Source organism: Lentzea sp. HUAS12 (assembly GCF_024125735.1).
Lineage (GTDB): Bacteria > Actinomycetota > Actinomycetes > Mycobacteriales > Pseudonocardiaceae > Lentzea > Lentzea albida.
On record NZ_CP099738.1, the window covers coordinates 1,165,809 to 1,185,404 of the forward strand.

Sequence of the window (19,596 nt, forward strand, 5' to 3'; positions counted from 1 at the left end):
TCCGCGCGCACACCGCGCAAGGCCGGCGACGCACCGGTTTCCTACCGGTTGATCACTTCGGGGCCGGTACGGCCCGGGGCGGCGTTTTGCGCGGTGTGGTGGTGACCAGGCGCGCCCGTGCAGCCGCGGTCGTCGTCGTCTGAAGAGGCGTCGATCGCGATGGGCGTGTGCCAACAGTGAAGCGCCCGGCTGAACCTTCCAGCCGGGCGCTTCACGGCGTTGCGGGCCGGAACCCAGGCTCTCGTCACGGCAGCTGCACACCGACGACACACGTGTCGTCGTCGGTGTTGGAGTCGCTGTGCACCAGCAGGTGGTCCAGCAGCTCGTCGAGGTTCGCCCGTGGTTCCTGCGCGGCGGCGCACAGCCGGTCGAGGCAGTCGTCCAGCGGCAGGTCCCTGCGCTCCACCAGGCCATCCGTGTAGAGCACCAGCGTGTCCCCGGACTCCAGGACGACCTCTCCCTCCACGTAGGACGCTTCGGCGAACGCGCCGAGCATCATGCCGGGCAGCATCGGCAGCAGTTCGCCGCGCCCGCCCCGGACCAGCACCGGTGGCAGGTGGCCCGCACGGGCCCACCGCAGCACGCGGGTGTTCGGGTCGTACACGCCGCAGATCGCCGTGGCGAAGATGTGGTCGGCGAGGTGGTGGGCCACCAGGTTGAGCCACGTGAGCAGCTGGGCCGGGCCCGCGCCGGTGGCGGCGAGACCGCGCAACGCGTTGCGCAGCACGACCATTCCGGTCGCGCCCTTGACGCCGTGGCCCGTGATGTCGCCGACGGAGACCAGGATCTGCTTCGACGGCAGCACGACGGCGTCGTACCAGTCGCCGCCGACCAGCTCCTCCTGCGCGGCCGGCTGGTAGCGCACGGCGACGCGCAGTCCGAAGGCCTCCAGGGTGGGATGGGTCGGAGGCATGATCACCTGCTGGAGCTGCAACGTCAGCCTGTTGCGCTCCGCCGCCTCCTGGGCCGTGATCGCGAGCTGGTCCTGGGTCGCGGACAGCGCGACCTCGGTCCAGTGCTGGGCAGAGATGTCCTGGTAGGCGCCGCGGACGGCGAGCAGCGTCCCCAGGGGGTCGAGCACGGGTTCCGCGATCACGCGGACGTGCCGGGTCACGCCGTCCGGCCGCTGCAGGCGGAACGCCGCGGAGGCGTGCCGGTGGTCGCGCAGGACGGTCTGCACGAACCCGTTGAGCGCGGGCACGTCGTCCGGGTGGGCGTGGTCCGCGATCTCCTCCAGCGGGATGGGGCCCGCGCCGCGGTCCCGGCCGTGGAGGGCGTAGAGCTGGCTGTTCCAGACGATCGTGCCGCTGTGCCGCTCCTCCTCGAAACCGCCGACGCGGCCGAGGCGCTGGGCGTGCTGCAACAGGTTCGCGAGGCGGGTCGTCTCGTCCTGCACCCGCCACACCACGAGGACCAGCGCGCCGTGCCGGGTGATGCTCACCCCGGCCGTCACCGTGAGCGGGACCTCGTCGACCAGCGCCGCGAGGTTCATCTGCTCGGCCCGGAACGCCTCACCGGTGGCGAGCACGTGCGCGATCTTGTCGAACAGGTCGCCCTCGGCGGCGGCCAGGGGATAGGCCTCCAGCAGGGTCTTGCCGGCCACGGCGGTGCGCGGCCTGCCCGCGAGGTCGACGAACGCGCTGTTGACGTGGTGCACCCGGAAGTCGGTGATCGTCCCGTCGGGCGAGACCTCCGGGCCCAGCACCAGGGCCGGGTCGAGCAGGCCGTCCGCGAGGTCCGTCAGCTCGGACGGGGCGGGCGCGGCGGGGCCGGCGGGTGCCGTGCTGTCGAGCGTGGCCGCGCACAGCTCCGCCAGCGCCTCCACCTGCTTCAGCACGCTGAGCGGTTGCGGCGGCAGTGGCGAGGACCAGCAGATCTCCAGGACGCCCGCGATCCGGCCGCCGGTTCCGGCAGGGACGGTGGCGCGGCCGCGCAGGGTGGACCCGATCGACGGCAGACCGGACTCGCCGAGGTCGGGGATCCACACCGCCTCGCGTTCGACGAGCGCGCGCCGCGCCGGGGTGGGCACGCCCGGAGGGACGTAGCGCCACCGGTTCGCCTCGCCCGCCGCGAACCCGGCGTGCCCGGCCAGGGTGAGCGAGGAGTCGGCGCCCGCCAGCCAGATCGCCACGGCGCTCGCGCCCAGCGGGGCGAGCGCGTGGGCGAAGAGCGACTCGGCCACGGACTGCGTGTCGCCGGCGTGCAGGGCGCCGCTTTCCGCCGTGCGCAACCGGATCGCGGTGGCGGTGTCCGTTCCCGCCGCGGGGACGGCGGTGAGCTCGTCGCCGGAGACCTCGTTGATGATGTCGACGGCGAGCGTGAACTGCGTGGTGCCCGCGCGTTCGGCGAGCAGGGCGAGCTGTGCCGCGGCCTGCGCGGGACCGCAGCGCAGCCGTTCGACGAGCACACCCTTCGCGAGTTCCACCAGCGCGCGGCCGTCCGCCTCGGCCCGCGCCTCGTCGATCTCCCTGCGCAGGCGGGCGACGGTGCCCGCGAGCCGCCCGACGCCCACCTCGTCCGCGGTCACCGGGACCGCATCCACCGGTGGATGCACGAGACCAGGTCGTCGGCGTCGACGGGTTTGGTGACGTAGTCGTTCGCTCCCGCGGCGATGCTCTTGTCGCGGTCGCCGGGCATCGCCTTCGCGGTCACCGCGATGATCGGCAGCTCCGCGTGGTCCGGCATGGCGCGGATGGCGGCGGTGGCGGCGTACCCGTCCATCTCCGGCATCATCACGTCCATCAGGATCAGGTCGATCTCCGGGTGCGCGGTCAGGGCCTCGATGCCCTCCCTGCCGTTCTCGGCGTGCAGCACGCGGATGTCGTGCAGTTCCAGAATGCTGCTGAGCGCGAACAGGTTGCGGGCGTCGTCGTCGACGATCAGCACCGTCCGCCCGGCCAGGGCGCCGTTGCCCTGCTGGCGGGCCGGTGGCCGCGGCTGCTCCGGCCGCACGAGCGGCAGCACGTCCTCGGGACCGTCGGCGTCGAGGTGCAACGCGATCCGCTCGCGCAGTTCGTCCAAACTGGACAGCAGTTCGAGCGGCCGCGTGCCGCTGCGCGCCTGCAGCTCCTTCTCGTACGAGGGCGACAACCTCCGGTTGTTGTGCGCCAGCACGGGAATCGTGCGGGTCGCCGGATCGCCGTCGAGCGCCTCCAGGAACGCGAGCGCGGCGCCGTCCGGCATGTCCAGCTCCAGCACGACGCAGTGGCACGGATCGGTCGCGAGCGCCGCCGCGGCCTCCTCCCTGCCGACCGCGGTGACCACCTCGACCGGTCCGCGCGGGTCGTTGCTCGCGGACAGGTCGGTCACGGCGCTCTGCGCGACGAGCGACAGCAGGCCCTGCGGCCGCTCCTCCACGACGAGCAGCCTCCGCCGGTGGACGGGGACCGGCGCGGGCTCCTCCGCGGGTGCGGAGGGCAGCTCCTCCGCGGTCGTCTCCCGCGGCTGCTCGGTGAAGTCCGTGCTGTGCACGGGGAGGTAGAGCGTGAACGTGCTGCCCTTGCCCAGCGCGCTCTCCGCGGTGATCGAGCCGCCGAGGAGGTAGGCGATCTCCCGGCTGATCGACAGGCCGAGACCCGTGCCGCCGTACTTGCGGCTCGTCGTGCCGTCGGCCTGCTGGAACGCGCCGAAGATCGAGTCGAGCTGGTGCTCGGCGATGCCGATGCCGGTGTCGCTGACCCGGAACGCGATCGCCGGCCCGTGCGCCCGGACCGCGAGCGGCAGCTCCTCGGGGTCGGCGAGCCCGATGCGCAGCTCCACCCCGCCGGTCTCGGTGAACTTCACGGCGTTGGAGAGCAGGTTGCGCAGCACCTGCTGCAGTCGCGTGTCGTCGGTGACCAGCTCGGGCGGTGTGCCCGGCGAGGTGGTCAGCTGGAAGCCCAGCCCCTTCTGGGAGGTGAGCGGTCGGAACGTCATCTCGACGTAGTCCAGCAGTTGCCGCAGCGGCACGCGTTCGGGCGTGACGTCCATCTTGCCCGCCTCGATCTTCGACAGGTCGAGGATGTCGTTGATCAGGCCCAGCAGGTCCGAGCCCGCGGAGTGGATGATGCCCGCGTACTCGACCTGCTTCGGCGTGAGGTTGCGGCTCGGGTTCTGCGCCAGCAGCTGGGCGAGGATCAGCAGGCTGTTGAGCGGGGTGCGCAGCTCGTGGCTCATGTTGGCCAGGAACTCCGACTTGTACTTCGACGCGAGCGAGAGCTCCCGCGCACGGGTCTCGAGCTCCTGGCGCGCCTGCTCGATCTCGAGGTTCTTGGCCTCGATGTCGCGGTTCTGCGTGGCCAGCAGCGCGGCCTTCTCCTCCAGCTCGGCGTTGGAGCGCTGGAGTTCCTCCTGGCGCACCTGCAGTTCGCCGGACCGCGACTGCAGCTCGCCCGCCAGGCGCTGCGACTCGACGAGCAGCTCGTCGGTGCGGGCGTTGGCGATGATGGTGTTGACGTTGACGCCGACGGTCTCCATCAGCTGTTCGAGGAAGTCGCGGTGGATGTCGGTGAAGCGGTGCACCGACGCCAGCTCGATGACGCCGAGGACCTGGTCCTCCACCACGATCGGCAGCACGACGAGGTTCACCGGCGCGGTGCGGCCGAGCCCGGAGGTGATGGCGACGTAGTCGGCGGGCATCTCGTCGACGGCGATGGTGCGGCGGCTGCGCGCGGCCTGGCCGACCAGCGACTGCCCGAACTGGAACCGGGTCGGCCGCGAGTCGTCGTCCGGGTGGCCGTAGGAGCTGATCAGGCGCAGCTCCTGGCGGTCGTCCGCGTCGTCGGCCAGGTAGAACGCGCCGAACTGGGCGGAGACCAGCGGCGTCAGCTCGTCCATGATCAGCTCGGCGACCACGGCGAGGTCGCGGCGGCCCTGCATCAGGCCGGAGATGCGCGCCAGGTTCGACTTCAGCCAGTCCTGGTCCTGGTTGGCCTTGGTGGAGTCGCGCAGCGACCCGACCATCGAGTTGATGTTGTCCTTGAGCTCCGCGACCTCACCGGAGGCCTCGACCGTGATCGACCGGGTCAGGTCGCCCTCGGCCACCGCGCTCGTCACCTCGGCGATCGCCCGCACCTGCCGGGTCAGGTTGCCGGCGAGCTCGTTCACGTTCTCGGTGAGCCGCTTCCACGTGCCCGAGACGCCCTCGACCTCGGCCTGGCCGCCCAGCCGGCCCTCGCTGCCGACCTCCCGCGCCACGCGCGTCACCTCGGCGGCGAACGAGGAGAGCTGGTCGACCATCGTGTTGATCGTGGTCTTGAGTTCGAGGATCTCGCCGCGGGCGTCGACGTCGATCTTCTTCGTCAGGTCGCCCTGCGCGACCGCGGTGGTCACCTGGGCGATGTTGCGCACCTGGTTCGTCAGGTTGTTCGCCATGAAGTTGACGTTGTCGGTCAGGTCCTTCCACGTGCCCGCCACGTTCGGCACGCGCGCCTGGCCGCCGAGCATGCCCTCGGTGCCCACCTCGCGGGCCACGCGCGTGACCTCGTCGGCGAACGCGGACAGCGTGTCGACCATCGTGTTGATGACGCCCGCCAGCGCGGCGACCTCGCCCTTGGCCTCGACGGTGATCTTCTGGCTGAGGTCGCCACGCGCGACGGCGGTGGCGACCTGGGCGATGGACCGGACCTGGTTGGTCAGGTTGGACGCCATGACGTTCACGTTGTCCGTCAGGTGCTTCCACGTGCCGGAGACGCCCCGCACCGTCGCCTGGCCGCCCAGGTTGCCCTCGGTGCCGACCTCGCGGGACACGCGGGTGACCTCGTCGGCGAAACCGGAGAGCTGGTCGACCATCGTGTTGATGGTCTCCTTGAGCTCCAGGATCTCGCCGCGCGCGTCGACGCGGATCTTCTGGCTCAGGTCGCCGCGCGCGACGGCCGTGGTCACCTGGGCGATGGACCGCACCTGCGCGGTGAGGTTGTCCGCCATGACGTTGACGGACTCCGTGAGGTCCTTCCACGTGCCGGAGACGCCCTTCACGTCCGCCTGACCGCCGAGGCGGCCGTCCGTGCCTACCTCCCTCGACACGCGGGTCACCTCGTCGGCGAACGAGCTGAGCTGGTCGACCATCGTGTTGATCGTGTTCTTCAGCTCCAGGATCTCGCCCCTGGCGGTGACGGTGATCTTCTGGCTGAGGTCGCCCCTGGCGACCGCGGTGGCGACCTGGGCGATGGACCGCACCTGCGCGGTCAGGTTGCCCGCCATGAAGTTCACCGAGTCGGTGAGGTCGCGCCACGTGCCGGAGACGCCCTTCACGTCGGCCTGGCCGCCCAGCGCGCCCTCGGTGCCGACCTCGCGGGAGACGCGGGTGACCTCGTCGGCGAACGAGCTGAGCTGGTCGACCATCGTGTTGATGGTGTTGGCCAGTTCGAGGATCTCGCCGCGCGCGGTGACGGTGATCTTCTGACTGAGGTCGCCGCGCGCGACGGCGGTGGTCACCTGGGCGATGTTGCGGACCTGGTCGGTCAGGTTGCCCGCCATGAAGTTCACGGAGTTCGTGAGGTCGAGCCACACCCCGCCGACGCCGGGCACCTCGGCCTGGCCGCCGAGCCTGCCCTCGCTGCCGACCTCGCGGGCCACGCGGGTGACCTCGTCGGCGAACGACGACAGCTGGTCGACCATCGTGTTCACGGTGTTCTTGAGCTCGAGGATCTCGCCGCGCGCGTCGACGTCGATCTTCTGGCTCAGGTCGCCGCGCGCGACCGCGGTGGCGACCTGGGCGATGTCGCGGACCTGGCTCGTCAGGTTGCCCGCCATGGCGTTCACCGAGTCGGTGAGGTCCTTCCAGGTGCCGGACACCCCGGGCACCTCGGCCTGGCCGCCGAGGCGGCCGTCCGTGCCGACCTCCCGGGCGACGCGGGTGACCTCGGAGGTGAACAGCGACAGCTGGTCCACCATGCCGTTGAAGACCGTCGCGATCTCCCCGAGCAGCCCGTCGGAGTCGTCGGGCAGGCGGATGCCGAAGTCGCCGTCGCGCACGGCGGTGAGCCCGGCGAGCAACTGCCGCAGTTCGGGCAGGTCGACTGCTCTTCGCGCGTCCCGACCGTCAGCAGGCGCGCTCGTGCCACTCATCCCAGGTCCTCCACTGCACGACTCGAACACGTGGAGGCAGACCTGTGTGTTCAAGCAAACCTCACGACCCGAACGACATTACTGGACCTCGGCGCCGAGCTGTTCGTCCCGCCGAGCGGACGCCGGGGGCACGACGTGCGGGAAGGCCCGCCGTCCGTCCCGCGATGATCACTCGAACGGTGTCATCGCGGAGGAGCGGCGGCGGGCCGCCCGGGGTCCGGGGGCGGCGGGACCGCGGTGGACGAGGCGAGGTCCGGCGGGGGAGTCGTCGGCGCGGCGGGGCCGCTGCTCACCGAGAGCGTCACCGGCGCGGCTTGCAGGGAAGAACCTTTGCGCGACTGGGCGATCACGGTGCCGCGAGGTCGGGGGGAGCTGACGGACACCGTCGTCACCTGGTGACCGGCCTGGCGCAGCACCGCCGAGGCCTTGGTGACGTCCGTGCCGACGACGTCCGGCACGGACATCCTGCTGTCGCCGTGGCGGTAGCGGTCCTCGACCTCGGGCAGGGGCTTCTCGGGCAGGCCTTCGTGCACCTTCACCATCGTGTCGAACCAGGTCGCGGCGGGCACGGTACCGCCGTAGACGTTGCCCTGGGAGCACAGCCGGGGCGGCCCGGAGCCGATGCAGATGCCCTTCGGCGAGGTGCCGTCGTTGAACACCTGGACGGCGCCCGCGTAGTCGGGCGTGGCCCCGACGTAGGCCGCGGACTTGTACTCCTCGGTCGTGCCGGTCTTGCCCATCATCGGGCGCGTCCACCCGGCCTTGCGCGCGGCGTTCGAGGAGCTGCCCGTGCCTGTGGCGTCCTCGCTGAGCCCGACGGCCAGCGCGTCAGCCAGCTTCTTCGGCACCGCCTGTTCGCACGGTGGTTTCGCCAGCTCGACGGGCCGGCCGTTCCGGTCGAGGACCCGGCGGACCGGGGTGGGCTTGCACCACGTGCCGCCGCTCATGACCGTCGCCGCCACGTTCGCGAGTTCGAGGGTGCTCGACGGTGCGGGACCCAGCGTGAAGGAGGCGTTGGCGTTGGACGCGTAGTACTGCGCCTGGGACAGCCGCAGGTCCCGGGGTGCCTTCGGCGTCGGCCGCACACCGGCGATGTTGGTGGCCATCGTCCTGCGCATGCCGAGCCGGGACGCCATGTCCACCACCGCGTCGACGCCGGTCTTCTCCTCCAGGATCACGAAAGCCGTGTTGGGGGAGGTGGCGAGCGCCTGCTTCAGCGGCATCTGCGGCGGGTAGCGGTCGTTGTGGTTGGAGAGGCAGTACCAGCGCGTGTCCGGCTCCCCGGTGGCAGGGCATGAGCGCGCCCCGCCCTTGAACACCCTCGACGTGTACGTGTTGGGGGAGGGGATCACCGTGTCGATGCCGATCCCCTTCTCCAGCGCGGCGGCCGCGGTGAAGATCTTGTAGACCGAGCCCGTGCCGAACTTGTTCTCCACCCCGCTCGGCAGGTCGAACTGGGTCTGGAACTCCTCCTGCTTCAGCCCGTAGTCGCGGTTGGCGACCAGCGCGACGACCTCGTGCGCGTCCTTGCCCGGACGGACGACCGCCATGGTGTTCGCGACACCGGGGGTGTTCTTCGGCGCCTGAGCCTCGACGGCCTGCTTCGCGTGCTCGGTGATCCGCGGGTCCAGCGTCGTCTCCACGCGGTAGCCGCCGATCTTCAGCTCCTCCAGGTTGAACCCGGACTCGCCCAGGTACTCGACCAGGAACGAGCAGAAGAAGCCGTACGACGGACCGGCGCCCACGCACCCGGTCCGCAGTGGACGGACGGGTTTGCTCAGTCCGAGCGGAGCGAACTTGTGGCGTGCCGCGTCCTTGGCCGAGAGCCTCCCGTCGGCCGCCATCGCGTCGATGACGAGGTTGCGGCGTTCGAAGGCCTTGTCGGGCCGCGTCTCCGGGTCGAGCGCGCTCGGGCTGTTGACCATGCCCGCGAGCATCGCGGCCTGGGGCACGGTCAGCTCGGCCGGGGTCGTGCCGAAGTAGGCCTGCGCCGCGGCGGCGATCCCGAAGATCGTCAAGCCGAACGGCACGAGGTCGAGGTAGCGCGCGAGGATCTCGTCCTTGCCCAGCGCCGTTTCCACGCCCACGGCGATTCGGGCCTCGCGGAGCTTGCGGGTGACGCTCTGCTCCTGGGCCAGGCGCTGGGCGCTCGTGTCATCGCGGGCGAGCACGTGCACCAGGTAGTTCTTGACGTACTGCTGCGTCAGCGTCGACGCGCCCTGCTCCACTGCGCCGCTGGCGTTGTTGCGGGCCGCCGCCCGTGCGGTCGCGAGCCAGTCGACGCCGTGGTGGTCGTAGAAGCGGCGGTCCTCGATCGCGAGCAACGCGTCCTTCATGTGCGGCGAGATCCTGTCCGGCGGTGTCCGGACCCGGTACTGGTCGTACAGGTACGCGATCGGCGCACCGTCCCTGTCGGTCACGGTCGTCATCAACGGCGGGTCGGTGTTCAACATCTGCGCGAGGGTGGCGTCCACCTGGTCGCTGAGCTCGTTGGACAGCACCCCCATCCCCGCGGTGACCGGAAAGAGGAGTCCTGCGAGCAGCACGCCGGCGAGCAGGCACAGCCCGGCCAGCTTCCCGGCGCAGGGCACGATCTTCTTGCGGTCCAAGGACGGGCTCCCTCAGTCGATGCGGCTGCGGGCGGTTACCCCGCGAGTCCGCGCTCAGGCGCCCACATCGAATGAATCCGACACGGGGATTTCGTCACCCAGCGTGCCCGTCGAGGCCTTGATCGCCTCTTCGTGTTGCGGCAGCGGCGATCCGCGTGCACGGCCGGGTCGCACGGATTGGCGAATCTGCGGCGCGGACCGGGTGTTGATCATCCACTGTGGCCTTTCCGTTCGTATCGTTGCGGGGGTGGGAGACCTGCATCCGGCCGAGCCCTCGGACCTGGGCATCGAGATGGTGCCCGTCGCGCTGGCGGGCCTGCGCGCCGAGTTGAGCGAGGCGCGTGCGCTGGCGCGCGAGTTGTCCGGGATGGCGGTGGAAGACGCCGACGGCTCGTGGTGCGACCAGCTCGAGGAGGAGTACCACGACGTCGGCGTCGGCCACGCGACGATGGCGCGGCAACTGGCGAGGTGGCGCCTCAACCACCCGGACGCCCCGGGACTGGACGAGCTCGCCGGGCTCGTCGCCGAGGTGGAGCCCGTCCGCCAGGCGCTCCTGCACCAGCTCGCCCGCCTGCGCTGCGCCCGCGGCCTGAGCGGATCCCGTGTCCTGCCGGGGAGTTCGGAGGCGAAGCTCCTCCGCAACGACCCGCGGTGGACGTTCTCCGACCGCCAGGAGGACGGCGCGCGCACCCTGCACCTCTGGCAGTTCGGCATCGCCCACCTCGTCGCCGTGGTCGCGGCCGAGTCGCCCGAAGGCGGCGTGCGCACCGCCGACGCCGGCGACGCCGTTCTCGCGCGCCTGCAGGCCGAGCACCCGGACCACGAGATCGAGCTGCTGGTGTGGACGCCGAGGTCCGGGTGCGGCGGCGACCGCTTCGAGCGCACCGTCCTCTTCGGATCCGAGGAGGTGCCCGCGCACGACGTGATCGACAAGCTCGGTGCCGCCCGGTTCTACCGCTGCGTCTGCCAGACCTGACCCGGCGTCACTGGTAGGAGACCATCGACGGCTTCGGTTCGTAGGTCATGGTCTGCTCCGGGGTGAGCATCGGCTTGTCCTCGTCGTAGAAGTTCTTCCAGCCCATCGGCAGGTCGCCCGGCCGCGCTCCCACGACGGAGTTCCACGTGTCCACCTTCTGGCCCGTGGTGCCCTGGCCGTCCATGTGGATCAGCAGCTGCACCTCGTCGCGGCCGGTGTCGAGGGCCTGCTCGTCGCGGATCATCGTCAGCTGGAACTGGTGCACCACGAGCAGCTTCTGCGGCAGCGACTTCGCGGCGGTCAGGCCGGCGAGCCACGCGGAGACCTCGTTGACCTCGGCGGCGTCGACACCGCCGATCTGCTGCAACGGCACCTGGTCCGGCCCGAGCTTCCACTCCGGGTCGACGGCCAGGCCCACGTGGGGCTGTTCGAGCAGCGACGCGTACCGCTTCGCCTGGTCCACCAGGCGCGCCCGGCCCGGCTGCAGGTCGAGGATCACGTAGAGGCCCTCCTTCCCGGCACGGTCGACCCACGGGCGCAACGACTCGACGTCGCTCTCGCCCGAGTAGTCGCCGTCCGGGCCGGGGGAGCCGTGCGCGACGGTGACGATGATCTCGAGGCTCGGCACGACGGGCACGTCGGAGAGCGGCTCGTACTGCTTCGCCAGCTCCTTGGCGCGGGTGATGGTGCCTTCGAGGTCCTGCTCGCCGAGCGCGCCGAGCGCGGGCCCGTCCGGGTGGCCGTAGAGGCAGACGAGCATCCGGCCGGGGAACAGGACCTGTCCACCGCCCGGCAGCTGACCGCCGCGCACCGCCATGTCGACCCGCCCGCGCAGCCGGTCCGGCGGACCGAAGTCCCCGCCCAGCGCCAGCAACGCGCCGGAGGGCTCCGCGCGCAACGCGTCGATCGCGGCCTGGTCGCTCCTCGGATCGGCACCCTCGAGCCGCACGACCCGAGCGCCGGCCGCCCGCGCCGTGGCGACCGCCGCGGTGTCGTCACGACCCGCGTCCGCCAGCACCGTCACGTCCACCGGCTGGGCGCGCTCGACGGCCGGCAACCCGGAGGGCGGCTCCGGAGCCTTGCCGCTGTCCCGCGGCGCGTCGATCCCGACCACCTCGGCCCCACCGGCCCACGACTCGACCTCCCGGCGCGCGTCGGGGCCCACGGTGACCACCACCCGGGGCGAGAGCCGTTCCACCTCCGCGCGCACGGCGTCCTTCGACGCCGGCTCCGCCGAGGCGGGAACCTGGAGCGCCGGAACGCCCAGCCGTTCCGCGAGGGCGCCCGCCCCGGCCGAGGCCGCGCGGTCCGACTCCGCGGCCACCACCACGACCGGCGCGCGGTGGAAGAGCGCCGAACTCATCGCGACCGCCGACGCCGGGCCGGGCGGTGCGTCGAGCACCGTGGTCTTCTCGGCCGGTGCGGCCACTTCGGCCGTCGCCGCGTCGGCGGCGCCGAAGGTCGAGAGCCCGAACGGCCCGGCGGTGCAGCTCGTGACCACCAGGGACATCAGCAGGGGTACGGCGAGGGCCCGGCGCTTCCGCGCCACCACCCGGCCACGCGAGCGGTCGTCGTCCATCGGCATCGAGGCCCCCACGTGATCGTGACGGAGGAGCCGAGGTGCCGGGGTGGCCCCTCGACCGTCCTTTGTGGCTGTTCGGGTGTGGTGCGGCAGCACGCCGGGGGTAGCCCGCGAGGGGACGAACGTTCCCCGGCCACACCTCAATCACCCGAAAGTGGGCATGACCCCCGTCGACGACGTCCACCTGTTCGCGCAGGGCACGTCCTCGTCACCGGGGCCGGAGGTGATGCCGATCAACTCCCGCCGTCCCCACTTGTCGCGTTGGAGCTGGGGCCCGCCGGAGTCGCCGGAGCACGCCATGGCGCCGGCCTTCGGGCTCACCGTGCAGAGGCGGGTCCGGTTCGCGAAGCCGGGCGCGCACTCGGACTCGGCGCCGCGACGGGTGTCGAGCTGCTGCAGCCGCTCGGCGAACTCCCACTCCTCCGGTCCGGCCCCCTCGACCGTGGTGCCGAATCCCAGCAGCCGGGTCGGGGTGCCGGGCGCGCCGGCCCGGTCGGCGATCCGGATCGGCCGCTGCGCCACCGGGCGGTCCAGGCGCACCAAGGCTATGTCGTTGCGGTTGGGCTGCATTCCCGGCAGCACCTCGTAGCCGGGGCGGCGCACCACGAGGTCGACGACCCGGACGGTGCCGCCGGAGGTCCGGTGGTCGCTGCCGATGCGCACGGTCCCGTCCAGCACCGCACCTCCTTCGCCCTGGCCGGCGCAGTGTGCCGCCGTGACGACCCACCGCGGGTGGACCAGCGACGCCCCGCACACGCCCTCGGCGTCGCCCGCGCTCGGCACGGTCATCGGGATCGAGCTCATGAACGGGTAGCGCTCGGAGGAGTCCTCCACGTTGACGATGGCACCCGCGGTTCCGGCCGTCGCCGTGGCGGCGAACGCACCCGCCAGCAGGACACCGGCCACCCGGACCACGCCACGGCGAACGGACTTCAGTCTCGACATGTTCTTCCCGCACAACGGAAACAGCGAACGAGACCAATGCTGTCCGTTCACTGTGGACGAGACCATGCAGGCAACCCGCCTGTCGGCGTGGAGAGTTCTCGACCATCATCGGTGAAGGACGACCTAGTGGGCGGGGCCGGACCCGTCCGAGGTCGCGGCCGCGCTGAATCCGCCTGTCAGCACCGTCCGCTCGCCGCTGCACCAGGGTGCTCGAAGCCGCCTCCGCGAACGTCGTCTCGCCGCGGGTCCTGCTCATCTGTTCCGCTCTGTGTCCGAGGTTTTCCTATCATCGGGGTGGCCGAGCGCGTTCCGGTGAGCACCGAGGAGGAACTGCTGCTCTACGCACCGACGGGCACCAACGCCGACATGATCATGACGTTGGCCGGCCTGGCCCACCACGCCACCGATCCGGACCTCGGACCCGACGAGCAGCGTCCACCGCTTCACGAAGGTCCGTGATCGGGTGCGACGCTGCCGATCGAGCTCGCGCGGCGGCTGATGAACGAAATGGGCAGACCTCGGCCGGGGGCTTCCGGGGCCACATTCGCTCCTTCGCGGACGTCGCACCGCGGTTGTCGGCTGTCTCCTCGTGTCGCGACCTCGTGAATTCTCGCCGACCATGACTACGTGAGAAGGAGGCGGAGGAGGTAGCGAGATGGGAAGCGCAGCGCCGGCGAACCGGCCGCTGGACCTCATCCGGCCCATGCTCGCCACGCCGGGCACCGCGCCGCGGGACGACGGCTGGGCCGTGGAGTTCAAATGGGACGGTTACCGGGGCGTCGCCCACTGCCAGGGACGTGAGGTGCGGTTGATCAGCCGCAACGACCTCGACTTCATGCCCCGCTTCCCCGAGCTGAACGTCCTGCCCGACCTGCTGCGCCACCGGACCGCCGTGCTCGACGGCGAGATCGTGGCGCTCGACGAGCACGGCCGCCCGAACTTCGCGCTGCTGCAGCAGCGCGACAAGGCCGCGCCGGGTGTGCGTGAACTGCGGCCGAGCCGGCCTCGCATCGCGTACTTCGTGTTCGACCTGCTGCACCTGGACGGGCGGTCGCTGGTGTCGAAGCCGTACGACGTGCGCCGGGCGATGCTGGTCGACCTGGGTCTGCCCGGTGAGCACGCGGTGCAGGTGCCGCCGAGCTTCCCGGACACCGAGCCCGAGGACGTGCTGCGCGTCGCGAGCCAATACGGGTTCGAGGGCATCGTCTCGAAGCGGATCAAGTCCCGCTACGAGCCCGGCCGACGGTCATCCGCCTGGGTGAAAACACCGTTCCGGTACACCCAGGAGGTCGTCATCGGCGGATGGCGCGCGGGCCAGGGCAACCGCGCGGGCAAGATCGGCTCCCTGCTGCTCGGAGCTCACGACGAGCAAGGCCGGCTCGTGTACGTCGGCCACGTCGGAACCGGCTTCAGTCAGGTGGTCCTCGCCGAGTTGCAGGGACGGCTGACGAGGCTGGAACGGGCCACCAGTCCGTTCGACGTCGAGGTGCCGCGCGAGCACGCCCGCGACGCGCGGTGGGTCGAACCGCGGCTGGTGGGCGAGGTGGAGTTCCGCCAGTGGACGTCGGACGGGCGGTTGCGGCATCCGGCGTGGCGCGGAATGCGTCCTGACCGGGATCCGGTCAGCGTGGTGCTGCCCGCCACGTGATGAGGTCAGCGCTCACGGCGTAGCTCGCCGACGTCGGCACGTGGCGTGCCAGCACGCGCCCGTCATCAGCACCAGCACCCCTGTGAACACGAGCGTGAACAGGACCGTGACCACCCCGATGATCACCAGCAGCGCGCCGAGGGCGTCGACCACGAGTCGCATCCACCGGTGCTTCGCCTTCGGCGGCGTGGCGCCGTGCGCGCTCAGGGTCGCGGCCAGTTCCGGGTCGTTGACGGTGAACCAGCGCTCTATCCGGCGGAGTTCTCTGAGTTCGCGAGCGGCGTCCACGGCTCAGTGCTCCGCGTCGCGGTCGGTCGGGGCCAGCGCCTCGTCGGTGGTCTTGTCGATGCCCGCCGGACCCCTGAACAACGAGACGTGGGACTCCGCGCGCATCCGCTCGACCATGTGCGGGTAGTGCAGTTCGAACGCCGGGCGCTCGGACCGGATCCTGGGCAGTTCGTGGAAGTTGTGCCTCGGCGGGGGTGAGGTGGTCGCCCACTCCAGCGAGTTGCCGAACCCCCACGGGTCGTCGGCGCCGGCGGGTTCCCCGAAGCGGTAGCTGCGCACGATGTTGTGGAGGAACGGCAGCACGGACGCACCGAGCACGAAGGAACCGATGGTGGAGAAGGTGTTGAGGAAGGTGAAGTCGTCCGACGGGAGGTAGTCGGCGTAGCGGCGCGGCATGCCCTGGTTGCCGAGCCAGTGGTGGACCAGGAAGGTGGCGTGGAAGCCGACGAACGTGGTCCAGAAGTGCAGCCTGCCGATCGGTTCGCTCATCATCCTGCCGGTCATCTTCGGGAACCAGAAGTAGATACCGGCGTAGGTGGCGAAGACGATGGTGCCGAACAGGACGTAGTGGAAGTGGGCGACCACGAAGTAGGTGTCGTGCACGTGGAAGTCGATGGGCGGTGAGGCGAGCAGGATGCCGGACAGGCCGCCGAACAGGAACGTCACGATGAACCCGAGGCTGAACAGCATCGGCGTCTCGAACGTCAGCTGCCCCTTCCACATCGTGCCGATCCAGTTGAAGAACTTGATGCCGGTGGGCACGGCGATGATGAACGTGGTGAGGGAGAAGAACAGCAGCAGCACGGCGCCGGTGGCGAACATGTGGTGCGCCCACACCACCACGGAGTACAGGGCGATCGCGATCGCCGCGTAGACCAGGCCTTTGTAGCCGAACAACGGTTTGCGGCCGAACACGGGGAAGATCTCCGTGACGATGCCGAAGAACGGCAGCGCGACGATGTAGACCTCGGGGTGGCCGAAGAACCAGAACAGGTGCTGCCAGAGGATCACGCCGCCGTTGGCCGGGTCGAACACGTGCGCGCCGAAGTGCCGGTCGGCGAGCAACCCGAGCAGCGCCGCGGTCAGGATCGGGAACGCCAGCAGCACCAGGATCGACGTCACCAGGATGTTCCAGGTGAAGACCGGCATCCGGAACGCCGTCATCCCCGGCGCCCGCAGGCACACGATCGTCGTGATCATGTTGACCGCGCCCAGGATGGTGCCGAGACCACTCACCACGAGCCCGGAGATCCACAGGTCGGCGCCGATGCCGGGGGAGTGCGTCGCGCTCGACAGGGGTGTGTAGGCGGTCCAGCCGAAGTCCGGGGCGCCCGCCGGCGTCAGGAACGAGCTGACCACGATCAGCCCGCCGAACAGGAACAGCCAGTACGAGAACGCGTTCAGGCGCGGGAACGCCACGTCCGGCGAGCCGATCTGCAGCGGCACCACGAAGTTCGCGAAGCCGAACACGATGGGCGTGGCGTAGAGCAACAACATCACCGTGCCGTGCATGGTGAAGAGCTGGTTGTACTGCTCGTTCGAGAGGAACTGCAGTCCCGGGCGGGCCAACTCGCCCCGCATCAGCAGTGCCATCACGCCGCCGACCATGAAGAAGCCGAACGACGTGATCATGTACATGATCCCGATCAGCTTGTGATCGGTGGTGTTGAACAGCTTCAGCAGCGCAGTGCCCTTGCGGCCCCGTGCGGCTCGCGTCGGGTGCGGAATGACCGGTGTGGGTTTCAGCGTGGTCATGGTTTCCCCTTCGGCACCGCACGGCTGATGCCGCGCAGCGCGGGGACTACCCCGCAGAACGCACTCGACACCCGGCCGAGCGCGTCCGTCCGGCTGAACCACGCGGCGGTGGGTTTTCCGTCGGCGGCCACCGGTCGCGCTCGCCGGGGTCAGCTCGCCGCGGCGACCCGGCCGACGAGTTCGCGGACGGTGGCCAGCACCTCGTCCGGGTGGTCGAGGTGCACGCCGTGCGTTGCACCGGGCCAGCTGCGGATCTCGCCGCCGAGGGCGGCGGCCAGTCGTTCGTGGGCCCGGCGGACCGCGTGGCCCGGCTTGCGGTCGGCCGTCACCACCACCGCGGGGAGCCGGGGGAGGTCGGACTCGCGCAGGTCGCGGGACAGGGCGGTCAGGCCGCGGACCGCCCGTGCCAGTACCGCGATGTCGAGGTTCGCCGTGCGCTCGGCCGCGGCGGCGCAGTCGGGGCGCAGACCCCGCGCGGTCCGCAGCGCGGCGGAGCGGAACGCCGAGGCGACCAGCCGGCGCACCCCGGGCACCGCGGCCAGCCGGCCGAGCACGACCGTCATGCGTTCGGTGGTCGCGCAGAGCCGGGGGTCGTTGATCGGCGTCGGGTCGAGCAGCACCAGACCCGCCACCTGCTCGGGGTGGTCGCGGGCGAGCAGCACGCCCACCGCGCCGCCGAGGCTCTGCCCCACCACGACGACCGGCCCGCGGTCCAGCCGCTCGATCACCGAGCTGAGCGCGGCGGCGGCACCGGCGAGCGATCCCTCCGCGGCGGACGTCCCGGTGCCCGGCCGGTCGTGCTCGACCACCTGGGCGGTCGCCGTCAGGCCCTCGCGCAGACCGGGGAAGAAGCCGTCGCAGGACTCGGCGCCACCGGGCAGGAGCAGCACCGGCGGGCCGGACTCGCCGTGCACGCGAACGTCGTCGAGCTGCATCGATGCTCCTTTGTGGCCCAGACCCGCGCCCGATTGTGGAACAACACTTTGTCAATTGTGACACAATCCTGCCTGTGAACACCGTGATGGCCGCTCCCGAGCGGATCGCCGCGGCCCTGAGGGGCGAGCTGCTCGACGGCGCGCACCCGGTCGGCACCCGCTTGCGCGAGGAGGACCTGGCCGCGCGGTTCGACGTCGGCAGGCACACCGTCCGCTCGGCACTGCGGCTGCTGGTCGAACGCGGCCTGGTGGCGCACGAGCGCCACCGCGGGGCGGTCGTCGCGCCGCTCAGCCGGGCCCGCATCGACGAGGTCTTCGACTACCGCAAGGTGCTCGAACTGGGCGCGCTGCGCATGGCGCTGGCCGCGGGCGCGGACCTGACCCCCGTGCTGGCCGAGGCAGAACGCCTGGAGTCGCTGGCCGAGCGGTCGCCGCGGCCGTCGTGGCGGGAGCTCACGAGTGTGCACAGCGCGTTCCATCGCGCGATCGTCGCGGTGGCCGGCAACCGGCACCTTTTGGACAGCTACCGCCGCTGCGAGGACGAGGTGCGGCTGCTGCTCACGTTCGTCCGCCCCGACTTCGACGCCGCGAGCCTGGCGGCCGTCCACCGCGCGCTGGCCGACAAGCTCCAGCGTGGCGGGGAGGCCGCGGTGGACGCGTTGATCGAGGACATCGACCACACCGGGCGGGCGGCGCTGCTGGCGGCGTTGCACCGCGCCGAGGAGAGCGCGCGGCTGCTGGGCCACTGACCCGGCAGCCGCGGCGCTGAGCCGGGGTGAGCGCGTGCCGGTCTCATCACCTCAGGAACGGCCAGCCCGCCGAGTCGTAGGCGAGCAGGTTGATGCCGAGCCGCGACGCGCCGCTGTCGGTGTAGTAGTGGTAGAGGAGGACGTCACCGTCCACGTCGGCGAGCACGTCCTGGTGACCGGTCCCGTGCACACTTCCTCGCCCTGCCAGGACCTCCGTGCCGCCACCGGACGTCAGAGCGGTGCCGTCGCGGGCGACGTACGGTCCCGTGACGCTGCCGGAACGGCCCACCACCACTCGATAGGTGCTGGCCGCGCCTCGGCAGCAGTGGTCGAACGAGACGAACAGGTAGTAGAACGCCCCGCGCTTGACGATGGTCGGCGCCTCGACCGGCCCGCCGCCGCGTCCGGCGAGCGACCGGAGGGACGTGCCCGACCGCAGTCCGGTGGACGGGTCGAGCGCGATCATCTTGATGCCGGACCAGAACGAGCCGAAGCTCAGCCACCAGCGCCCCCGGTCGTCCACGACGAGGTCGGGGTCGATGGCGTTGAAGTCGTCCGACGTCCGGGACTCGACCACGAGCCCGCGGTGCGTCCACGTGCCGGCGTTCCCGGTGGTGCTCGTGGCGAGGAAGATCGCGGACCGGTTCGATCCGAACGTCGAGGCGGAGTAGTACAGCCAGTACCGTCCGTCGCGATAGGACAGGTCCGGGGCCCAGAGGTTGATGCCGCCGTTGGTGTAGGGGGTCGCCCACGGCGCGCCGCCGGGGAACGCCGAGCCCGCGTCGCGGAACGCGATCCGGTCGGTGGAGGTCTTGAGGGCGATGTTCGTGCCGGTGTGGGCCACCAGGTAGCTGCCGTCGGCGCGCCTCACCGCGCTCGGGTCGTGCACGCTGATGTCACCGGTGACCCTGCCCGGCAGGGGGTAGGCCGACGCCTGGGGTGCGGTGGCGACCGCGGCGGACAGGGTCAGCGCCACGACCAGGGTGAACCTGCGCAACGCGAGTGTTGCCGGTGCGACTCGTCCCGGTGCGCACGTCGTTGGAGCAACCATGGGACACCTCG

14 protein-coding genes are annotated in these 19,596 nt (G+C 71.1%); 4 read left to right on the plus strand and 10 right to left on the minus strand.

Annotated elements, in window-relative coordinates; genetic code table 11:
* Positions 1 to 244: 244 nt before the first annotated feature.
* From ND450_RS05435 to ND450_RS05450, 4 genes are all read right to left on the minus strand, one after another.
* The gene (locus tag ND450_RS05435; protein ID WP_253325056.1) at positions 245 to 2,527 is read right to left on the minus strand and encodes a GAF domain-containing SpoIIE family protein phosphatase; all 2,283 of its coding nucleotides are present in this window, start codon (positions 2,525 to 2,527) and stop codon (positions 245 to 247) included.
* Complete coding sequence (locus ND450_RS05440) at positions 2,524 to 7,047, minus strand: HAMP domain-containing protein (RefSeq protein ID WP_253325057.1); 4,524 nt, start codon at positions 7,045 to 7,047, stop codon at positions 2,524 to 2,526. Before ND450_RS05440 ends, ND450_RS05435 begins: the two co-directional genes overlap by 4 nt.
* A gap of 182 nt (positions 7,048 to 7,229) precedes the next feature.
* Positions 7,230 to 9,656, minus strand: coding sequence for a penicillin-binding protein (locus ND450_RS05445; RefSeq protein WP_253325058.1), 2,427 nt, complete (start codon positions 9,654 to 9,656; stop codon positions 7,230 to 7,232).
* 54 nt (positions 9,657 to 9,710) lie between these two features.
* Positions 9,711 to 9,869, minus strand: coding sequence for a hypothetical protein (locus ND450_RS05450; RefSeq protein ID WP_253325059.1), 159 nt, complete (start codon positions 9,867 to 9,869; stop codon positions 9,711 to 9,713).
* 34 nt (positions 9,870 to 9,903) lie between these two features.
* On the opposite strand from ND450_RS05450, the gene ND450_RS05455 reads away from it, so the two are divergent.
* Positions 9,904 to 10,632: a hypothetical protein gene (locus ND450_RS05455; RefSeq protein ID WP_253325060.1), complete on the plus strand. Its 729-nt coding sequence runs from the start codon at positions 9,904 to 9,906 to the stop codon at positions 10,630 to 10,632.
* A 7-nt stretch (positions 10,633 to 10,639) separates the two neighbouring features.
* Here the strand turns inward: ND450_RS05455 and ND450_RS05460 are convergent, their stop codons facing one another.
* On the minus strand, positions 10,640 to 12,217 hold the full coding sequence (locus ND450_RS05460; protein WP_253325061.1) for a hypothetical protein: 1,578 nt from the start codon (positions 12,215 to 12,217) through the stop codon (positions 10,640 to 10,642).
* A gap of 141 nt (positions 12,218 to 12,358) precedes the next feature.
* Entirely contained in the window at positions 12,359 to 13,159 is an 801-nt protein-coding gene (locus ND450_RS05465; protein ID WP_253325062.1) for a trypsin-like serine protease, read from the minus strand.
* 294 nt (positions 13,160 to 13,453) lie between these two features.
* On the opposite strand from ND450_RS05465, the gene ND450_RS05470 reads away from it, so the two are divergent.
* Positions 13,454 to 13,618, plus strand: a complete 165-nt coding sequence (locus ND450_RS05470) for a hypothetical protein (RefSeq protein ID WP_253325063.1) — start codon at positions 13,454 to 13,456, stop codon at positions 13,616 to 13,618.
* Between the two features lie 196 nt (positions 13,619 to 13,814).
* The gene (ligD, locus tag ND450_RS05475) at positions 13,815 to 14,807 is read left to right on the plus strand and encodes a non-homologous end-joining DNA ligase (protein ID WP_253325064.1); all 993 of its coding nucleotides are present in this window, start codon (positions 13,815 to 13,817) and stop codon (positions 14,805 to 14,807) included.
* A 12-nt stretch (positions 14,808 to 14,819) separates the two neighbouring features.
* On the opposite strand, the gene ND450_RS05480 is transcribed toward ligD, so the two are convergent.
* The 3 genes from ND450_RS05480 to ND450_RS05490 form a co-directional block, all read right to left on the minus strand.
* Positions 14,820 to 15,095: a DUF3040 domain-containing protein gene (locus tag ND450_RS05480; protein ID WP_253325065.1), complete on the minus strand. Its 276-nt coding sequence runs from the start codon at positions 15,093 to 15,095 to the stop codon at positions 14,820 to 14,822.
* Between the two features lie 3 nt (positions 15,096 to 15,098).
* Complete coding sequence (gene ctaD / locus ND450_RS05485) at positions 15,099 to 16,850, minus strand: cytochrome c oxidase subunit I (RefSeq protein ID WP_253325066.1); 1,752 nt, start codon at positions 16,848 to 16,850, stop codon at positions 15,099 to 15,101.
* A 149-nt stretch (positions 16,851 to 16,999) separates the two neighbouring features.
* Positions 17,000 to 17,785, minus strand: a complete 786-nt coding sequence (locus tag ND450_RS05490) for an alpha/beta hydrolase (RefSeq protein ID WP_253325067.1) — start codon at positions 17,783 to 17,785, stop codon at positions 17,000 to 17,002.
* A gap of 74 nt (positions 17,786 to 17,859) precedes the next feature.
* Here ND450_RS05490 and ND450_RS05495 point away from each other — a divergent pair, with 74 nt between their 5' ends.
* Positions 17,860 to 18,534, plus strand: coding sequence for a GntR family transcriptional regulator (locus tag ND450_RS05495; protein WP_253325068.1), 675 nt, complete (start codon positions 17,860 to 17,862; stop codon positions 18,532 to 18,534).
* Positions 18,535 to 18,580: 46 nt separating this feature from the next.
* Here ND450_RS05495 and ND450_RS05500 read toward each other — a convergent pair whose 3' ends face one another.
* Entirely contained in the window at positions 18,581 to 19,585 is a 1,005-nt protein-coding gene (locus ND450_RS05500) for an arabinan endo-1,5-alpha-L-arabinosidase (protein ID WP_253325069.1), read from the minus strand.
* Positions 19,586 to 19,596: the final 11 nt, after the last annotated feature.